16 protein-coding genes and 1 pseudogene are annotated in these 15,823 nt (G+C 72.0%); 11 read left to right on the forward strand and 6 right to left on the reverse strand.

All coding sequences use genetic code 11. The features are described 5' to 3' along the window. Positions 1-10: 10 nt before the first annotated feature. Entirely contained in the window at positions 11-844 is an 834-nt protein-coding gene (locus F8A92_RS04145; RefSeq protein WP_153503620.1) for a pentapeptide repeat-containing protein, read from the reverse strand. Between the two features lie 172 nt (positions 845-1,016). Between F8A92_RS04145 and F8A92_RS04150 the strand changes: the two genes are divergently transcribed. Genes F8A92_RS04150 through F8A92_RS04160 form a run of 3 tightly spaced genes read left to right on the forward strand, consistent with a single transcriptional unit; the run spans position 1,017 to position 3,358 of the window. Further along, the gene (locus F8A92_RS04150; protein ID WP_153503622.1) at positions 1,017-2,171 is read left to right on the forward strand and encodes a thiolase domain-containing protein; all 1,155 of its coding nucleotides are present in this window, start codon (positions 1,017-1,019) and stop codon (positions 2,169-2,171) included. Positions 2,172-2,174: 3 nt separating this feature from the next. Next, entirely contained in the window at positions 2,175-2,579 is a 405-nt protein-coding gene (locus F8A92_RS04155) for a Zn-ribbon domain-containing OB-fold protein (protein WP_153503623.1), read from the forward strand. A gap of 26 nt (positions 2,580-2,605) precedes the next feature. After that, positions 2,606-3,358, forward strand: a complete 753-nt coding sequence (locus F8A92_RS04160) for a TIGR03086 family metal-binding protein (protein ID WP_228389186.1) — start codon at positions 2,606-2,608, stop codon at positions 3,356-3,358. Between the two features lie 143 nt (positions 3,359-3,501). Here the strand turns inward: F8A92_RS04160 and F8A92_RS18890 are convergent. Then, positions 3,502-3,861: pseudogene (locus tag F8A92_RS18890) on the reverse strand (VOC family protein); the annotation flags it as partial. A 105-nt stretch (positions 3,862-3,966) separates the two neighbouring features. Between F8A92_RS18890 and F8A92_RS04170 the strand changes: the two are divergent. Both F8A92_RS04170 and F8A92_RS04175 read left to right on the forward strand, forming a co-directional pair. Continuing rightward, on the forward strand, positions 3,967-5,025 hold the full coding sequence (locus F8A92_RS04170; RefSeq protein ID WP_153503629.1) for a MaoC family dehydratase: 1,059 nt from the start codon (positions 3,967-3,969) through the stop codon (positions 5,023-5,025). A gap of 9 nt (positions 5,026-5,034) precedes the next feature. Next, positions 5,035-5,472 (forward strand): rhodanese-like domain-containing protein, encoded by a 438-nt coding sequence (locus F8A92_RS04175; RefSeq protein WP_153503631.1) that lies wholly within the window; start codon positions 5,035-5,037, stop codon positions 5,470-5,472. 613 nt (positions 5,473-6,085) lie between these two features. Here F8A92_RS04175 and F8A92_RS04180 read toward each other — a convergent pair. Further along, positions 6,086-7,204, reverse strand: coding sequence for a methyltransferase domain-containing protein (locus tag F8A92_RS04180; RefSeq protein WP_153503633.1), 1,119 nt, complete (start codon positions 7,202-7,204; stop codon positions 6,086-6,088). Between the two features lie 38 nt (positions 7,205-7,242). Here F8A92_RS04180 and F8A92_RS04185 point away from each other — a divergent pair, with 38 nt between their 5' ends. Next, positions 7,243-7,614 carry a pyridoxamine 5'-phosphate oxidase gene (locus F8A92_RS04185; protein WP_194291352.1) on the forward strand — a complete coding sequence of 124 codons (372 nt, stop codon included), beginning with the start codon at positions 7,243-7,245 and terminating at the stop codon, positions 7,612-7,614. A 1-nt stretch (position 7,615) separates the two neighbouring features. On the opposite strand, the gene F8A92_RS04190 is transcribed toward F8A92_RS04185, so the two are convergent. Then, complete coding sequence (locus F8A92_RS04190) at positions 7,616-9,106, reverse strand: GMC family oxidoreductase (protein WP_194291353.1); 1,491 nt, start codon at positions 9,104-9,106, stop codon at positions 7,616-7,618. A 72-nt stretch (positions 9,107-9,178) separates the two neighbouring features. On the opposite strand from F8A92_RS04190, the gene F8A92_RS04195 reads away from it, so the two are divergent. The 4 genes from F8A92_RS04195 (at position 9,179) to F8A92_RS04210 (ending at position 13,291) form a co-directional block, all read left to right on the forward strand. Then, a complete protein-coding gene (locus F8A92_RS04195; protein WP_153503636.1) occupies positions 9,179-9,979 on the forward strand; it encodes an alpha/beta fold hydrolase in 801 nt (266 codons plus the stop codon). Between the two features lie 65 nt (positions 9,980-10,044). Beyond that, positions 10,045-10,821, forward strand: coding sequence for a thioesterase family protein (locus F8A92_RS04200; RefSeq protein WP_153503638.1), 777 nt, complete (start codon positions 10,045-10,047; stop codon positions 10,819-10,821). A gap of 11 nt (positions 10,822-10,832) precedes the next feature. Continuing rightward, entirely contained in the window at positions 10,833-12,146 is a 1,314-nt protein-coding gene (locus tag F8A92_RS04205; RefSeq protein WP_153503640.1) for an acyl-CoA dehydrogenase family protein, read from the forward strand. Continuing rightward, on the forward strand, positions 12,143-13,291 hold the full coding sequence (locus F8A92_RS04210; RefSeq protein WP_153503642.1) for a GNAT family N-acetyltransferase: 1,149 nt from the start codon (positions 12,143-12,145) through the stop codon (positions 13,289-13,291). Before F8A92_RS04205 ends, F8A92_RS04210 begins: the two co-directional genes overlap by 4 nt. A gap of 34 nt (positions 13,292-13,325) precedes the next feature. On the opposite strand, the gene F8A92_RS04215 is transcribed toward F8A92_RS04210, so the two are convergent. Next, positions 13,326-14,924, reverse strand: a complete 1,599-nt coding sequence (locus tag F8A92_RS04215; RefSeq protein ID WP_153503644.1) for an FMN-binding glutamate synthase family protein — start codon at positions 14,922-14,924, stop codon at positions 13,326-13,328. 78 nt (positions 14,925-15,002) lie between these two features. Here F8A92_RS04215 and F8A92_RS04220 point away from each other — a divergent pair, with 78 nt between their 5' ends. Beyond that, positions 15,003-15,506: a mycothiol transferase gene (locus F8A92_RS04220; RefSeq protein ID WP_153503646.1), complete on the forward strand. Its 504-nt coding sequence runs from the start codon at positions 15,003-15,005 to the stop codon at positions 15,504-15,506. A gap of 11 nt (positions 15,507-15,517) precedes the next feature. Here the strand turns inward: F8A92_RS04220 and F8A92_RS04225 are convergent, their stop codons facing one another. Continuing rightward, entirely contained in the window at positions 15,518-15,823 is a 306-nt protein-coding gene (locus F8A92_RS04225; RefSeq protein WP_153503649.1) for an antibiotic biosynthesis monooxygenase family protein, read from the reverse strand.

Genomic DNA, 15,823 nt, shown 5'->3' on the forward strand with positions numbered 1-15,823 from the left:
ATCCTGCCGGTCAGCCGGTCCGGCGGTGCCAGTGTGCCGGGCGGGTCACCCCGGGCGGCAGCGTGGTCAGCTCGTCGCCGCGCGCGGCGTTGAGCTGCGGCTGGGTCAGGAACAACGCGCCCGCGAGCGCGGCCCCGCGCAGGTCGCAGTCGCGCAGGTCCGCACCCAGCAGATCGGCGCCGCTCAGATCGTTCCCGGCCAGGTTCGCGCCGATCAGGACCGCTCCGCGCAGCGACCCGCCGACGAGCCGGGTCGCCCGCAGGTCCCGCCCCGCGAGGTCGGCGTGCGCGTGGTCCTCGCCACCGCGGCGCAGCCGGGTGCTGACGGTCGTCAGGAACGCGCCGACCCTGCTGCGCAGCGGACCGATCGGCGCCCAGAGCTCGTCGGTCGTCTGCTCCGTCGCCGCGGACGCCTCGACGCGGTCCGCGGCGGCCAGCGCCACGCGCAGCAGCTCGTCGCGACCGGACCGCATCGCCGCGGGCACCGGTGCGTGCCGCAGCAGGAAAACGACCTCATGCGCGGCCTGCAGTGCGGAGAAGGCCGCGAACAGCCGACCCGGCACCGGGGCGTCGCGCCACGATCCGCGCGCCGCGGTGAGCCGCTGACCCGCGCCGTAGCACTCGTACACGGTGCATCCCGACCAACCGGACTCGCGCAGCCGGTGGTGGATGGTGCACCGGTGGTCGGCGCCGAGGTTGGCGCACGGCTCGCCGGCCGGCTTGGCGGCGGCGAAGGCGCTGCTGCGGGTGATCTGCAGCGCGACGCAGCACAGGCCGCTGCAGCGGGTGCAGTCGCTGGCCAGCTCGAGCTCGTCGGCTCGGGTTCCCGCGCTGCTGGCGTCCATCCCGCGCTCCTCGCTAGGGTCGGTGGCGCGCCGGTGCCGCGCTCTGCCGGTACTGCCGACTCTACGAGAGCACGCGCGCTGCCCACGATGTGAGTCGCTGTGCCGGGCAACTAGTTAGCACTGTTAACGTTGCGCTGATGGCTCTCGTTCGAGCAGAAAGGCCAGGTCGCCGATGGCTTCCTCCCACGCACGCATAGCGGGTGCATACGAGCACCCCGGACGGCATCTCCCGGACACCTCCCACGCGGCGATCCACGCCGAGTCGGCGCTCGGCGCCTGCGCGGACGCGGGCATCACGCTCGCGGACGTCGACGGGTTCTTCTGCTCCGGCGACGCGCCGGGCTTCGGGGCGCTGTCCCTCGCGGACTACATGGGCCTGAAGCTGTCGTACGTCGACGTCACCGAGATGGGTGGCTCCTCCCCGGTCGCGCAGGTCGGGCACGCGGCCGCCGCGATCGCAGCCGGCAAGTGCCAGATCGCGCTGATCACCCTCGGCGGCAAGCCTCGGACCGGCGGCTCGGTGGCGGGTGCCCCGCGCCCCGGCGCCCCGGAGTACTCGTTCGAGAACGTCTATGGCCTGACCACTCCCGGCGGCTACGCGCTCGCTGCGCGCCGCCACATGCATGAGTACGGCACCACGTCGGCGCAGCTCGCCGCGGTCAAGGTGGCCGCCTCCAAGCATGCGAAGCACAACCCGAACGCGTTCCTGCAGAAGGAGGTCACCGTCGACGAGGTGCTCGCCTCGCCGATGGTCAGCGACCCGCTGCACCGGCTGGACTGCTGCGTGGTCACCGACGGCGGCGGCGCGCTCATCGTGGTGAGCCCCGAGGTCGCCAAGCGTCTGGATCGCCAGTCGGTCGCACTGCTCGGGCACGGCGAGTCGCCCAAGCTCGCCGACAACGGGCGGATCGACCTGACCTACACCGGCGCCCGCTGGTCCGGTCCGCGCGCGTTCGAGGAGGCCGGCGTGACGCACGCCGATATCGACTACGCGAGCATCTACGACTCCTTCACGATCACCGTCGTGGAGACCATCGAGGATCTCGGCTTCTGCAAGAAGGGCCAGGGCGGCGCGTACGTCGCGGACGGCGCGCTCGAGGCGCCCGACGGCGCACTGCCGTTCAACACCGACGGTGGGGGCCTGTGCAACAACCACCCCACCAACCGCGGCGGCATCACCAAGGTCATCGAGGCCGTCCGCCAGCTGCGCGGCGAGGCCCATCCCGCCGTACAGGTCGCCGACTGCGAGATCGCCCTCGCGCACGGGACCGGCGGCAATCTCGGCAATCGCATGGGGTCGGCCACGCTGATCCTGGGAAGGGAGTAGTCGATGAGCGAGCAGCTTCCGACGCCGGAGGTCGTGATCGACCCCGACACTCGTGAGTACTGGGCCGGCACGACGCGCGGCGTGATCACCCTGCAGCGCTGCGACGACTGCAACGCGGTGATCTGGATGCCGCGGGCGATCTGCCCGGTCTGCCACAAGCAGAGCCTCTCGAGCTTCGAGGCCAGCGGCAAGGGCACCGTCTACAGCTGGACGCGCACCGCGAAGGGGCTGGCGGAGTACCGCGACGCCGGTCCGTACGTCCTGGCGTACGTCGAGCTGGAGGAGGGGCCGCGGGTGATGACCAACCTGGTCGGCTTCGACGGCGACCCCGAGATCGGCGCCGCGGTCACCGCGACGTTCGACGCGGTCGGCGACGACGCGGCGCTGCTTCGGTTCACCCCGGCGTAACCGACGACGAACGAGGGGACACCATCGTGATCGATCGTGCCGAGGTCCTCGACCGATTCGGGGCCGTGGTGGACGGCGTGACCGACTGGGACGCGCCCACTCCCGTGGCGGAGTGGCGCGCCCGCGACGTCGTCGGTCACCTCACGACCTGGCTGCCGGGTTTTCTGCAGGGCGCGGGCTTCCCGCTCGACACGCCCCCGGACGACGTGCCGCCGCCGGCCGCGTGGGCGCAGCACCGGGCGGCGGTCGAGCGGCTGCTGGCCCAGCACGGTGACGAGCCGCTGCAGCACCCGATGACGCCCGGGGACGGGACCCTCGCCGAGGGCGTCGATCGGTTCTACACCGCCGACGTATTCATGCACACGTGGGACCTCGCCCGCGCGAGCGGTCAGGATCCGCGGCTGGACGAGCAGAGCGCCTCGGAGCTGCTGTCCGGGCTACGGGCGGCGGGGCCGGCGCTGCACGAGTCCGGCCAGTTCGGCCGCCCGCGCGACGTACCGGAGGACGCGCCCGTCACCGACCGGCTGATGGCGTTCATCGGCCGGGACCCCCGGCTGGCGCTGAGCCCGCGTGCGGCACGCTACGGCTTGAACCCCATCGACCTGCGCAGCTGCGCGAGCCGGTCCTGGCCGGCTCGCTTGAGCGCGGCCACGTCGTCGGTCTCGTGGCGGCCGCGATCGGACTCGCTGTCGAGCACCTCGTTGCCGTCCGCCATCGCCGCGCGGCGGTGGATCCGCTCGGCCACGGCGTCGAAGGTCGGGGTGCCGCCGGCGGTGTAGTAGTCCGCCGGCAGCGGCGACTGCGGCAGCGCCAGATCGTCCGTGTCGTTCGGCGGGGTGGTCGGTGCCGTCGGAGCGCCCTGTGTCGGAGCGGCCGCCGTGGGGGCCGCCGGGGCCACGGCCTTTGTCTGCACCAGCTGGATCGGATTGCCGTCCGGATCGGCGATCCAGGCGACGCGCAGCCGGCCGAGCCAGTCGTGCGGAGCGCTGAGCGCCGGCGCCCCGGCAGCGGTGAGCCGCGCGACGTCGGCGTCGGTGTCCGTACTGGTCAGCACCAGCTCCACGCGGTGGCCGCCGAGGTCGGGCGTCAGCCCGTGGTCCGCGCGCGCCGCGTCCGCGTCGGCGATCCCGAGGGTGAACCCGTCCAGCGTCATCTCGACGTGCCGGACCGTCCCCGTCGCGGGGTGCCGGAACGTCTCGTGGAACCCCAGGCTGGCGTAGAACGCGCGCAGCCGAGCAACGTCGTCCGTGTACAGGTTGATCTGCGGGCTCCCGAACGTCATGGCCCCAGCCTAGGCGCGACCGGCGGCGTCCGGGACGCGCTGGAGCAGGCTCGGCGCGGTTTGCGAGAATGGCGGCACTATCCCCACGGAAGGACAGCGGATCGTATGTCGACCAAGACGGTGCAGGGCAACTACTTCGAGGACTTCGCGGTCGGGCAGGAGCTCGTGCACGCCACGCCGCGCACCGTGACCGAGGGCGACATCGCGCTGTACACCGCGCTCTACGGCCCGCGGTTCGCCGCCACCTCGGCCGCGACGTTCGCCCAGTCGATGGGGTTCGACCGGATGCCGGTCGACAGCCTGCTCGCCTTCCATATCGTCTTCGGCAAGTCGGTCCCGGAGGTGTCGCTGAACGCGGTCGCGAACCTCGGGTACGCCGCCGGCGTGTACGGCGCACCCGTGTACCCCGGTGACACGCTGACCACGACGTCCACGGTGATCGGGCTCAAGCCCAACAGCAACGGCAAGTCCGGCAACGTCTACGTCCGGTCCGTCGGCAGGAACCAGCGCGGCGAGACTGTCCTGGAGTACGTGCGCTGGGTGATGGTGCGCAAGCGCGACGAGTCCGCCGAGGTGCCCGCCGCGCAGCTGCCCGAGCTGCCGGACGCCGTGGACGCCGCGGCGCTGCAGGTGCCGTTCACCGTCGACACCGCGGCGTACGACACGGTGCTCGCCGGCAGTGACTTCCTGTGGGAGGACTACGAGGCGGGTGAGCGCATCGACCACGTCGACGGCATGACGATCGAGGAGTCCGATCACATGCTCGCCACCCGGCTGTACCAGAACACCGCCAAGGTGCACTTCAACCAGCACGCGCAGGCCCAGGAGAAGATCGGGCGCCGGCTCATCTACGGCGGCCACATCATCAGCCTCGCCCGGGCGCTGTCGTTCAACGGGCTGGCGAACGCGCAGCTCATCGTCGCGATCAACGGCGGAACGCACGCCAACCCGACCTTCGCCGGTGACACCGTGTACGCCTGGTCCGAGGTGCTCGAGAAGATCGAGCTGCCGGGCCGCACGGACGTCGGGGCGTTGCGCGTCCGCACCGTCGCGACCAAGGACCTCCCGACCGCAGAGTTCCCGTACAAGGGCGAGGACGGCAAGTACCTGCCGAACGTCGTGCTCGATTTCGATTACACCGTCGTGATGCCGCGTCGCGGCTAAGGAGGCAGCATGAGCGAGAACGCCGAGATCGCGCCGATCTGGGGGCGCGTCGAGGAGATCAAGCAGAACCTCGAGAACCTGTCGATCGATCAGGTCGCGGACGAGATGGACGCCGGGGACGAGCGGTTGCTGGTCGTCGACATCCGCGAGATCCAGGAGCGGGTCGACTCCGGCGCGATACCGGGCTCGGTGCACGTGCCGCGCGGGATGCTGGAGTTCTGGGCCGATCCGGCCTCGCCGTACTACCGCGACTACTTCACCGCCGACCGGCGCATCGTGCTGTACTGCGCGGGGGGCGGGCGGTCGGCGCTCGCCGCGCAAGCGCTCAAGGACATGGGGTTCCCGGACGTGGCGCACGTCGAGGAGGGCTTCACCGGCTGGGCCAAGGCCGGCCGGCCCGTCGAGGACGCCGCCGCGACCAGCCGCTGGGTCCGCCGCGACCGCTAGCCGCTGCATCGGTCATCAGGTCAGGCTCCTTCGACGGTCGTCGGGTCGTTCCCCTTTCACGTCGTCGAACCGGTTCACCTTCCCGGTCGTCGAGCTGGTTCACCCTCACGGTCGTCGAGCGAGCCGGAGCGCCAGCGGAGGCGACGTCGAGACGTGGTGCGCCGTCCTGTCGGCTTGCGGCGTCTCGACGTCGCTCGTTCCTCGCTCGCTCGACGACCGTGGGGAAGCTCGCTCGTCGGTGGGGTCGCTCGACGACCGGGGGGAAGCTCGCTGGTCGGTGGGGTCGCTCGGCGACCGTGGGGTGGCCGGCGTCGGGTTGGGGTGGGTCGGATGCCGCGACCCGCTGCGGTGCGCCGTGTCCGGGCGGCGCGCCCTTCGACGGTCGTCGAGCGTAGGGGTCCTTTCCCGGTCGTCGGGTCGTTTTCCTTTCGCGGTCGTCGAGCTGGTTCACCCTCACGGTCGTCGAGCGAGCCGGAGCGCCAGCGGAGGCGACGTCGAGACGTGGTGCGCCGTCCTGTCGGCTTGCGGCGTCTCGACGTCGCTCGTTCCTCGCTCGCTCGACGACCGTGGGGAAGCTCGCTCGTCGGGTGGCTGCCCTCGTGGACGTCGGCAGCTAGGCGCGTTCGAGGAGTACGAGCACCTCGTGGTGCCAGGTCTGCGGGAACATGTCGAAAAGCCGCGCCCGTGCGGGCCGCAGTGACGGCATGCGGTCCAGGTCGCGCGCCAGCGACTCGGCGTTGCACGAGGAGTACAGGACCGTGCGGACGTCGCCGCCGTCCAGGAGGCCGGCGAGCTCGCCGATACCGCGCCGCGGCGGATTCACCACGATCAGGTCCGCACCACGGTGCCGGGCGGCGTACTCGGTCGCGTCGCCGACCACGAACTCCAGCTCACCCGGCAGCCCGGCGGCGCTGATCCGCGCGCTCGCGATCGCCTCCGCCGAGCTCTCCACGCCGACGACGCGCCTGCCCGGCGCGGCAAGGTGCAGCCCGAAGCCTCCGACGCCGCAGTACAGATCCCAGACATGGGCGGCACCCGCGTCGTGCGACCAGGTCACGGCCTGGGCGTACAGCGCGTCGGCGACCGCCGTGTTGGTCTGGAAGAACGATTGCGGCCGCAGGTGCACGGTGATCGCCGACAGCGGCATCGGCATGGTCTGTTGCGCGGTGAGCGGGATCTCCAGATCGCCCTCGAGCACCGCGCGGTGCTCCGGCAGGATGTTGACCGAGACGACGTGCAGCTGCGGGAGCGCCGCACGCAGCGCCGGTAGGTGCTTGCGGATGCGGGCGACCGCCTCCTGCGAGCGCAGCACGAACCGAAGCATCAGCTCGCCGGTCGGCGACCTGGTGACCAGCAGGTTCTTGAGCTCGCCGCGCCGCGTCGAGAGCCGGTACGGCTCGATCGCGGCGAGCGTGACGAACTCCGCGAGGCGCGGCAGGACCTCCCGCAGCCCGGGCTCGTGGATCCCGCAGTCACGCAGATCGACGCCGGCGCCGTCACGGTCGAGCAACCCCAGCGTCGGCGCGGTGGTCGTGCCGCCCACCGCGAGCTTGGCCTTGTTGCGGAACCCCGACTCCGGACCCGCGAACGGCGTCGCCCACGCGTCGTCGGGGACCTGCGCGGCCAGCAGGCGGCGCACCCGGGCGTCCTTCTCCGCGAGCTGGACGTCGTACGGCGTGCCCATGAGGGTGCACGAACGGCATCGGGCGGAGTCGAAGTAGTCGCACTGCATGGCTCCACCAGGGTACGGCCCGGTCGTAGGCTGAGCGCATGAGTGTTGAGGTGAAGCTGGCGGACCTGGGCACGGCGCTCGAGGACTTCGACGTGGCGTACCTGCTGAGCGTCGGCGGCGGCCGCGTGAAGGTGGTCTGCGTCGACGTGCGGGTGGACGGCGACGTGCTGGTCATCCCGACCGCGAGCAAGGGGACGCTGCGCAACCTCGAGGGGAACGATGCCGTCACGGTGCTCTGCCCGCCGCGGGAGCCCCGAGGGCTGAGCCTCATCGTCGACGGCACCGCGGCGCCCGACGGCGACGGGTTCGTGGTACGCCCGGCCAGCGCGATCCTGCACAGGCCGGCCACGCACGCCGACGGGCCGGTCGGCTCGGCTTCCTGCGACAACGACTGCCGTCCGGTCGGCTGACCTACCTGCGGTCGTCGGCGAGCAGGCCGCCGGCGATCCAGCCGATCGCCATCGCCGGGGCCGCGGTCGCCCCGCTGGTGTGGAACGGCAGGATGGACAGATCCGCCACGCGCAGGCCCTCGGTGCCGCGCACCCGCAGCCGCTCGTCGACGACGTCCGCGGCCTGCGGGCCCATGGCGGCCGAGCCGACCGCGTGGTACACCGACAGCGCGGTCGGCGCGGGGGACACCCGCGCCGGATCGGCCACCCCCGCCAATGGATCGGTCGCGGCGAGGTCCTGCAGCAGCCGCCCGATCTCATCGTCGGCCGCCACGTCGTCGGCGCTCCGTGGAGCGAGCTCGATCAGCGCAGGGCCGTCGGGATCCGCCGCGCGCACATGGATGCGGGCCGTCGACGACGGCTTGATCCGATAACCGCCCAGGAGCACCGCGGGGTGCCGCGCCGGGCGCAGCCGCCCGCCCTCGTCCAGACCGAACGGCGCGGCCACGAGCTGCGCGCCGCCCGAGGTCGTTTCCGCGATGGCGGCAACGTCGTACGCCGGACGCGCCAGCGCCCCACCGCGGTCGACGGCATAACGGGCTGCCTGGCGGGCCAGCGCGAGGAGGGACCGGAGCTCGCTCGCTCCGCCGACCGGCTCGCGCAGCGGGATCTGCAGAGCCTGGCCGCGCTGCTCCCGCACGTTCTCTCCGACGTTCGGGCTCGGCACCCGGACGTCGATACCCGCCGCGCGCAGCCGCGCGGGATCGCCGACCCCGGACCGCTCCAGCAGCAGCGGCGTCTCGATCGTCCCGGCGCACAGGATGACCGTGCGGCCGGTCAGCTCGCCCATGCCGCCGTTCCGCTCGGCGCGGACTCCGGTCACCCTGGTGCCCTTCCACAGCAAGGATCGAGCGCTCGTGCCGGTCAGCACACGGACGTTCCCGCGCCGGCGGGCCGGCTCCAGCAGCGCCCGGGCGGCACTCATCCGGCGACCGCCGGAGATCGTCGCCGGGGTCGCACCGGACCGCGGTCCGCCCGCCGCGTTGAGATCGTCCACCCGGTGCATCCCGCGCGACTCCACCGTCTCCAGGAGCAGCTCGTCGAGCGGGTTCAGCGTCGAGCGGGTGGGCCGCACGAAGCGGCGCTCGAGCTCCTCGAACGCCTCCTCAAGCACCGCCCAGCCCCAGCCGGGGTTCCCGCCCGACTCGAGGTCGTCGTACGCCGCGGGTGCCCCGCGCAGGTACATCATCCCGTTGAGCGCCGTCGACCCGCCGAGCCCGCGGCCCCGGACCCAGTAGCTCGCCTCGCCGCCCGGTGCTGCGCGCACCGGGTAGCTCTGCAGGAGCTCGGACTCGAGAGCGAACGGGAAGGCCCGCGGGACGACGGTCGAGGGACGTCGTGTCGCGCCGCCCGCCTCGAGCACCAGCACCTGCACGGTGGGGTCCTCGCCGAGCCGGGCGGCCAGCGCGCAGCCGGCCGCACCGGCACCCACGATCAGGTAGTCGACCTGCACCGCGCCTCCCGCCTCGTTCGATGCCGTAACGCTACTGGCCCCGGGCGAGAGCGCTGCCGTTATGGTGCTGGCATGCCTCCATCGACGGCCGAGCCGCTCTCGACGACCTTGATCGGCGACGGCGGCCCGCTCACGGTCTTCCTGCACGGCCTGTTCGGGCAGGGCAAGAACTTCACGACCATCGCGAAGGCGCTCGCGCCGGGCCGCAGCTCGCTCCTGGTCGACCTGCCCAACCACGGCGGCTCGGCCTGGACCACCGACGTCGACTACGAGCAGATGGCTGCGGCGGTGGCGGCCGAGATCGCCGCCTCCGGCCGCGGGCCGGCCGCGGTCGTCGGCCACTCCATGGGCGGGAAGGTCGCGATGGTCGTGGCGCTGCGCCACCCCGAGCTGGTGGAGCGGCTGGTGGTGGTGGACATCGCGCCCGTCTCCACTTCCGGCATGTCGCAGTTCGCCGACCTCCTCGGCGCGCTGGGGGAGCTGGACCTCGGCACCCTCGGCTCGCGGTCGGAGGCCGACCGGCTGCTGCGCCGCCGGGTACCCGAGGACAGCGTCCGCGGGTTCCTGCTGCAGAACCTGCGGCACCGGGACGGACGGTGGGTCTGGCGCGCCAACCTGGATCTGCTGCGCAGCAGCCTGCCGCGGATCGGTGGCTTCCCCTCCGGGCTCGACGCCGCGCCGTACGACGGCCCCGTGCTGTGGATCGCCGGCGGCGACTCGCAGTACATCCGCGACGAGCACACCGAGGCCATGCGCGCGCTGTTCCCGCGGGTGCGCAAGGTGACCATCAAGGGCGCCGGGCACTGGGTCCACTCGGAGCAGCAGGCGGTGTTCATCGAGGTGCTCCGGCGGTTCCTCGACGGTCCGTCGTAGGTCTCCAGGGCCACCGGAGCGGCGCCGTCGCCGATAGTTAGGATCGGCAACAAAGGGAGGTGCCGATGCCGGATTCGTACTTTCGACGGCTCGCGGAACACCGCTTCCAGGCGACCGAGCACACGACCGGCGCGTGGGATCCCGGCGAGCAGCACATCGCGCCGGCCCTCGGCCTGCTGCTGCACGCGGTGGAGACAGACCGCGACGCCCGCCGCGACGACGGCCTCGTGGTGGGGCGGCTGTCCTACGACATCCTCGGCACGGTGCCGGTGGCGGACTTCGACCTCGACGTGCGGGTCGTGCGGCCCGGCCGGACGATCGAGCTTGTCGAGGCGACCCTCGCCCACGCCGGACGGGCCATCGTGCTGCTGCGGGTGTGGCTGATGAGCCGCGCGCAGACCTCCCGGTTCGCGGCCAGCCCGTTCGCCGCGATGCCGCCCCGAGACCGGATGCGGCCGTGGAGCCCCTCGTCGGTGTGGCCGGGCGGATTCATCGCCTCGGCCGAGGCCTACCGGCTCGAGCAGGAACCGGGCAGGGCGGCGTACTGGGTGCGCCCGAAGGTCGAGCTGATCGACGGCGAGCCGGTCAGCGCCCTGTCCCGCGCCGCCGGCCTGATCGACATCGCCAACGGCATGACCGTGCGCGCGAGCCCCGACGAGGTGCTGTTCCCGAACATCGACGTCACGGCCCACTTCTTCAACCAGCCGGAGGGCGACTGGCTCGGCTTCGATACGTTCGTGTCGTTCGGGTCCGGTGGCCTCGGGCTCACCCACAGCGTGCTGCACGACGAAGGCGGCCCCATCGGCGTGCTGTCCCAGGTGCTGACGGTACGGCCCAGATGACGGAGGATCAGATGACCCGAAAGACCGCCCGCGTCGACGAGCTCGCGCAGCGGCTCGCCGACTTCATGGCCGAGCATGTCTACCCGAACGAGCGTCGCTACTACCTGGAGGCTGAGCGGCTCGGACCCTGGGCGGTGTACCCCGTGATCGAGGAGCTCAAGCCGCTGGCCCGCGAAGCGGGCCTCTGGAACCTCTGGCTGCCGGCGTCCGAGTCCGAGAACGGCCTGACGAACCGCGAGTACGCGCCGCTCTGCGAGATCATGGGCCGCAGCGCGCTGGCCCCCGAGATCTTCAACTGCGCTGCTCCCGACACCGGCAACATGGAGACGATCCTGCGCTACGGCACGACCGAGCAGAGGCAGCAGTGGCTCGAACCCCTGCTGGCCGGCCAGATCAGGTCCGCCTTCGCGATGACCGAGCCCGAGGAGGCGTCGTCCGACGCCACCCAGATCGGCAGCTCGATCGTCCGCGACGGCGACGAGTACGTCGTCAACGGCCGCAAGTGGTACACGACCGGCGCCACCGACCCGCGCTGCCAGATCATCATCTTCATGGGCAAGAGCGACCCCGACAACGCCAACCCGCACCAGCGGCAGTCGATGATCCTCGTCCCGAAGAACGCGCCCGGCGTCGAGGTGCTCCGGTCGCTTCCGGTGCTCGGCTTCTACGGCGTACCCGACCGCGCGTCGGAGGTGCTGTTCTCCGACGTGCGGGTACCGGCCTCCAACATGCTGCTCGGCGAGGGCCGCGGCTTCGAGATCGCGCAGGGCCGGCTCGGGCCCGGGCGCATCCACCACTGCATGCGGCTGATCGGCCTGGCCGAGCGGGTGCTGGAGCGGATGTGCCGGCGTGCCGAGCTGCGCGCTCCGTTCGGCCGGCCGCTCAGCGAGCAGACCGTGACGCTCGAGCGCATCGCCGAGTCCCGCATTCTCATCGAGCAGGCCCGGCTGCTCACGCTGAACGCCGCGGAGATGATGGACGCGGTGGGCAACAAGGGGGCCAAGCAGCACATCGCGATGATCAAGGTCGCCGCGCCGCGGATGGCCCAGACGATCATCGACTGGGCCATGCAGGCCTTCGGTGGCGGCGGCACCGGCAACGACCACTTCCTCGCCTCGGCCTTCGGCACGGCGCGGCTGCTGCGGCTTGCCGACGGCCCTGACGAGGTGCACCGCAACCAGATCGGCCGGCTCGAGCTGCGCAAGTACCGTGACGTCGACCCGGCCCGCACCGGCGGTGGCGCGGAGGTGCTCGCGCTGGACGAGTCGCGCCGCCTGGCGGCCGAGGGCCTGTGGCCGCGCCCGACCGACGAGGGTGCCCGATGACCTCCCTACGCGCGCGCATCGCCACCCCCGCCGACCTGGCGGCCGTGCAGGACATCGAGGCGGCAGCGGACCGGGTCTTCGCGCCCGTGCTGGACGTCGCCGGCTGGGGAACGCCGCCGAGCGGCGCCGAGCGGGCCGAGACGGGCGGGTTCGTGCTCGTCGTCGGGCAGCCGGTCGTCGGGTTCGCGCACGTGGTCGAGGTCGACGGCCATCACCACCTCGATCAGGTGGCCGTCCACCCCAGCCACATGCGCCAGGGCATTGGCACCGAGCTGGTGTACGCCGCGGTCGACATGGTCGCGAGCCTGGGCGGCGGCGACCTCACGCTGATCACCTTCGCCGACGTGCCGTGGAACGCGCCGTTCTACGAGACGCTGGGCTTCGAGACGGTCGATCCGGCGCCGGCGCGCCTCGAGCCGCTGCTGGCGCGAGAACGCGCCGGCGGCCTGCACGCCGCCGGTCGTCGCGTGGTGATGAGCCGCAGCATCACCGCCGGCGTCGTGCCGCGCCCCGCGGTGAGCGTGATCCCCGTGCGCGACGGCGAGCGCGGGCTCGAGGTGTACGTGCAGCACCGGGTGCACACCATGGACTTCGCGCCCGGCGCGGTGGTCTTCCCCGGCGGCCGGGTCGACCCCATCGATGCTGAGCACCCACCCGAGGTGTCCGCCGCGGTCATGTCGGATCTGCTCGACGCCTGGCGGGACTCGACGTACGTCGGCAATGCCGAGGACCGCAGCCTCGCCGTGCGAACCATCCTGGCGACCGGGCTCCGCGAGATGGCCGAGGAGACCGGCGTCGACCTGCGGGTGGAGGAGCTGCTGCCCTGGGACGACTGGACCACGCCACCGGGATTCCCGAAGCGATTCCAGGTGCACTTCATGGTGACCGGGCTCCCGAGCGACGATCCGCGCTCGCCGCAGAACACCACCACGGAGGCGCTGGCTTCGGAGTGGCTTCCCGTGCGCGAGATCCTCGAACGCGGGCGCGGGGGAGATCTGCAGCTCATGACCCCGACGCGGGTGATCCTGCAGGAGCTGGAGGAGCTGGGGTCGGCGGATGCCGTGCTGGCTGCCCATCCGCAGCCGACGCCGGTGCACCTGGACCGCAGCGGGACCCGACCCCGCCCCAGCCGCAAGCCGGGCTAGCTCTCCCCGTCCACGCAGGAGGCCGACGTCCGGCTCAGCTCACCGAGCGGTTGCGGTTGCCGACCGGAGCGGGCTTCGTCTGCTGCACCCGGTCGCTCGGACCGTCGTCCTTGCGCGTCATGATCTCGGTGATCTCCGCCCGGATGGCCGGCCCGGGCAGCCCCCAGCCGTCGCGGTAGGAGTAGACCTCGCGCAGCGGCGACTGGCCGAGGTGCCCGTCGAGCATCGCCACATCGTCCGGGGTGATCAGCCCGGGATGCGCGACGCCGGCGGCCTCCGACACCTTCAGCAGGTCCCGGCGCAGCGTCATGACGTAGTTGGCCAGCCGGTCGGCCTTCTTCGCCGGGTCGAGCCCGTGCGCGAGCCAGGGGCTCTGCGTCGCCACCCCGGTGGGGCAGTGGTCGGTGTGGCACTTCTGGGCCTGGATGCAGCCGATCGCGAGCATGGCCTCGCGCGCGACGTTGACCATGTCGGCGCCCAGCGCGAAGGCGACGATCGCGTTGTCGGGCAGCCCGAGCTTCCCGGAACCGATCCAGACGACGCGGTCGGTGAGTCCGGCCGCCGCGAAGATCCGGTAGACCTCGCTGAACGCGACCCGGAACGGGAAGGACACGTTGTCGGAGAAGACCATCGGCGCGGCCCCGGTGCCGCCCTCACCGCCGTCGATGGTGATGAAGTCGACGCCGCGGTCTCCGGGAGCCATCCGCTCGGCCAGCTCGTGCCAGAACTCGAGGTCTCCGACGGCCGACTTGATGCCGACCGGAAGACCCGTGGCGTCGGCGATCCGCTCGACGAAGTCGAGCATCTCGTCGATGTTGCCGAACGCCGAGTGCCGCGAGGGGCTGATCACGTCCTTGCCCTGCTCGACGCCGCGGATGCGGGCGATCTCGGCGTTCACCTTCGCGCCCGGGAGGTGGCCGCCCAGACCCGGCTTCGCGCCCTGGCTGAGCTTGATCTCGATCATCCGCACCGGGGCCGACTCGACCACGGAGACCAGCTTCTCGAGACTGAAGTGCCCGTCGGCGTCCCGGCAGCCGAAGTAGCCGGTGCCGATCTGCATGACCAGGTCGCCGCCCTGGCGGTGGTGGTCGGACAGCCCGCCCTCGCCGGTGTTGTGCATGAAGCCGCCGAGCCTGGCCCCGGTGTTGATGGCGGCGATCGCCTGGGGGCTCAGCGAGCCGAACGACATCGCCGAGACGTTGACCACCGACGCGGGCCGGAAGGCCAGCCGCCGGCCGCGAGCGGCGCCGACGACCTTGGCGCAGGGCAACGGTGTCTCCTGGCCACCGTGCAGCTTGGCGTTGGGCGCCACGTCCGAGAACGTGCGCTGCTTGATGATCGGGTAGACGCCGTGCTCCATGTCGTTGTCGGTGCCGAAGCCGAAGTAGTTGTTCTCCTTCTTCGCCGACGAGTAGACCCAGCGCCGCTGGTCGCGGCTGAAGGGCCGCTCCTCGTCGTTGCCGGTCACGATGTACTGGCGGATCTCCGGACCGATGGCCTCCAGCGCGTACCGCAGCCGCGCGATGACCGGAAAGTTCCGCCGCAGCGCGTGGTCGCGTTGGATGAGGTCCTGCAGGGCCATCCCGGCGGCGCCGACGACGGGGGCGAGGGCTGCGATGGTGCGCTTCTTCATATGCCCAGCCTGCCACCGACGCGGCGTCCGCGGGGCAAGTACTACGCGAATGACGCGCCCCGCAGGTACGGTCGAGCGATGGACGCGCGCGACGTACTCATCGACGGCATCGAACGCAGCTGCGAGGTCTGCCACGGCCTGCTCGACGGCCTGACCGCCGACCAGGTCAACTGGCGACCCGGCGGCGATCACAACTCGATCGGCTGGCTGGTCTGGCACATCGCCCGCGAGCAGGACGTCCAGATCGCCGCGCTGGCCGGAAGCGAGCAGGCATGGACCGCGAAGGGCTGGGTCGACCGGTTCGCCCTGGACCTGCCCGCCGGGTCCATGGGGTACGGCCACACGGCCGAGGAGGCCGGCCGGGTCGTCGTGCACGACCCCTGCCTGCTGTCCGGCTACCTCGACGACGCGGTCGACGCGACGATCCGCTATCTGAAGAGCCTCGACGAGGGGTCCTTGCAGGACGTCGTCGACCAGCGGTGGGATCCTCCGGTGACCCGGGGCGTGCGGCTGGTCAGCGTCGTCGACGACGCATCCCAGCACGCGGGGCAGGCCGCCTACGTGCGCGGGTTGCTGCCCTGACCGAGGCGCGCTCAGGCGGGCTTGACGTCCAGGACGACGTCGAACTCGAGCAGGTTCGCGCCTTGGGCGACCGGCTTCCCGTGCTCGCCGGCGTGGGCGGCACGGGCGTCGCCGTCCCGCCACGCGGCGTACGACGCCTCGTCCGCCCAGTGCGTGACGACGAAGTAGCGCTCCTCGCCGGCCGTCGGACGCAGCAGCTGGAATCCGAGGAAGCCCGGCGACGACTCGACCGCACCCGCTCGCGCGGCGAACCGGCGCTCGAGCTCGGGTCCGGCCTGCGGCGGGACGTTGATCGCGTTGATCTTCACAATCGACAT

Origin of the sequence: Cumulibacter manganitolerans, from assembly GCF_009602465.1 — a bacterium.
In the GTDB taxonomy this organism is placed as follows: domain Bacteria; phylum Actinomycetota; class Actinomycetes; order Mycobacteriales; family Antricoccaceae; genus Cumulibacter; species Cumulibacter manganitolerans.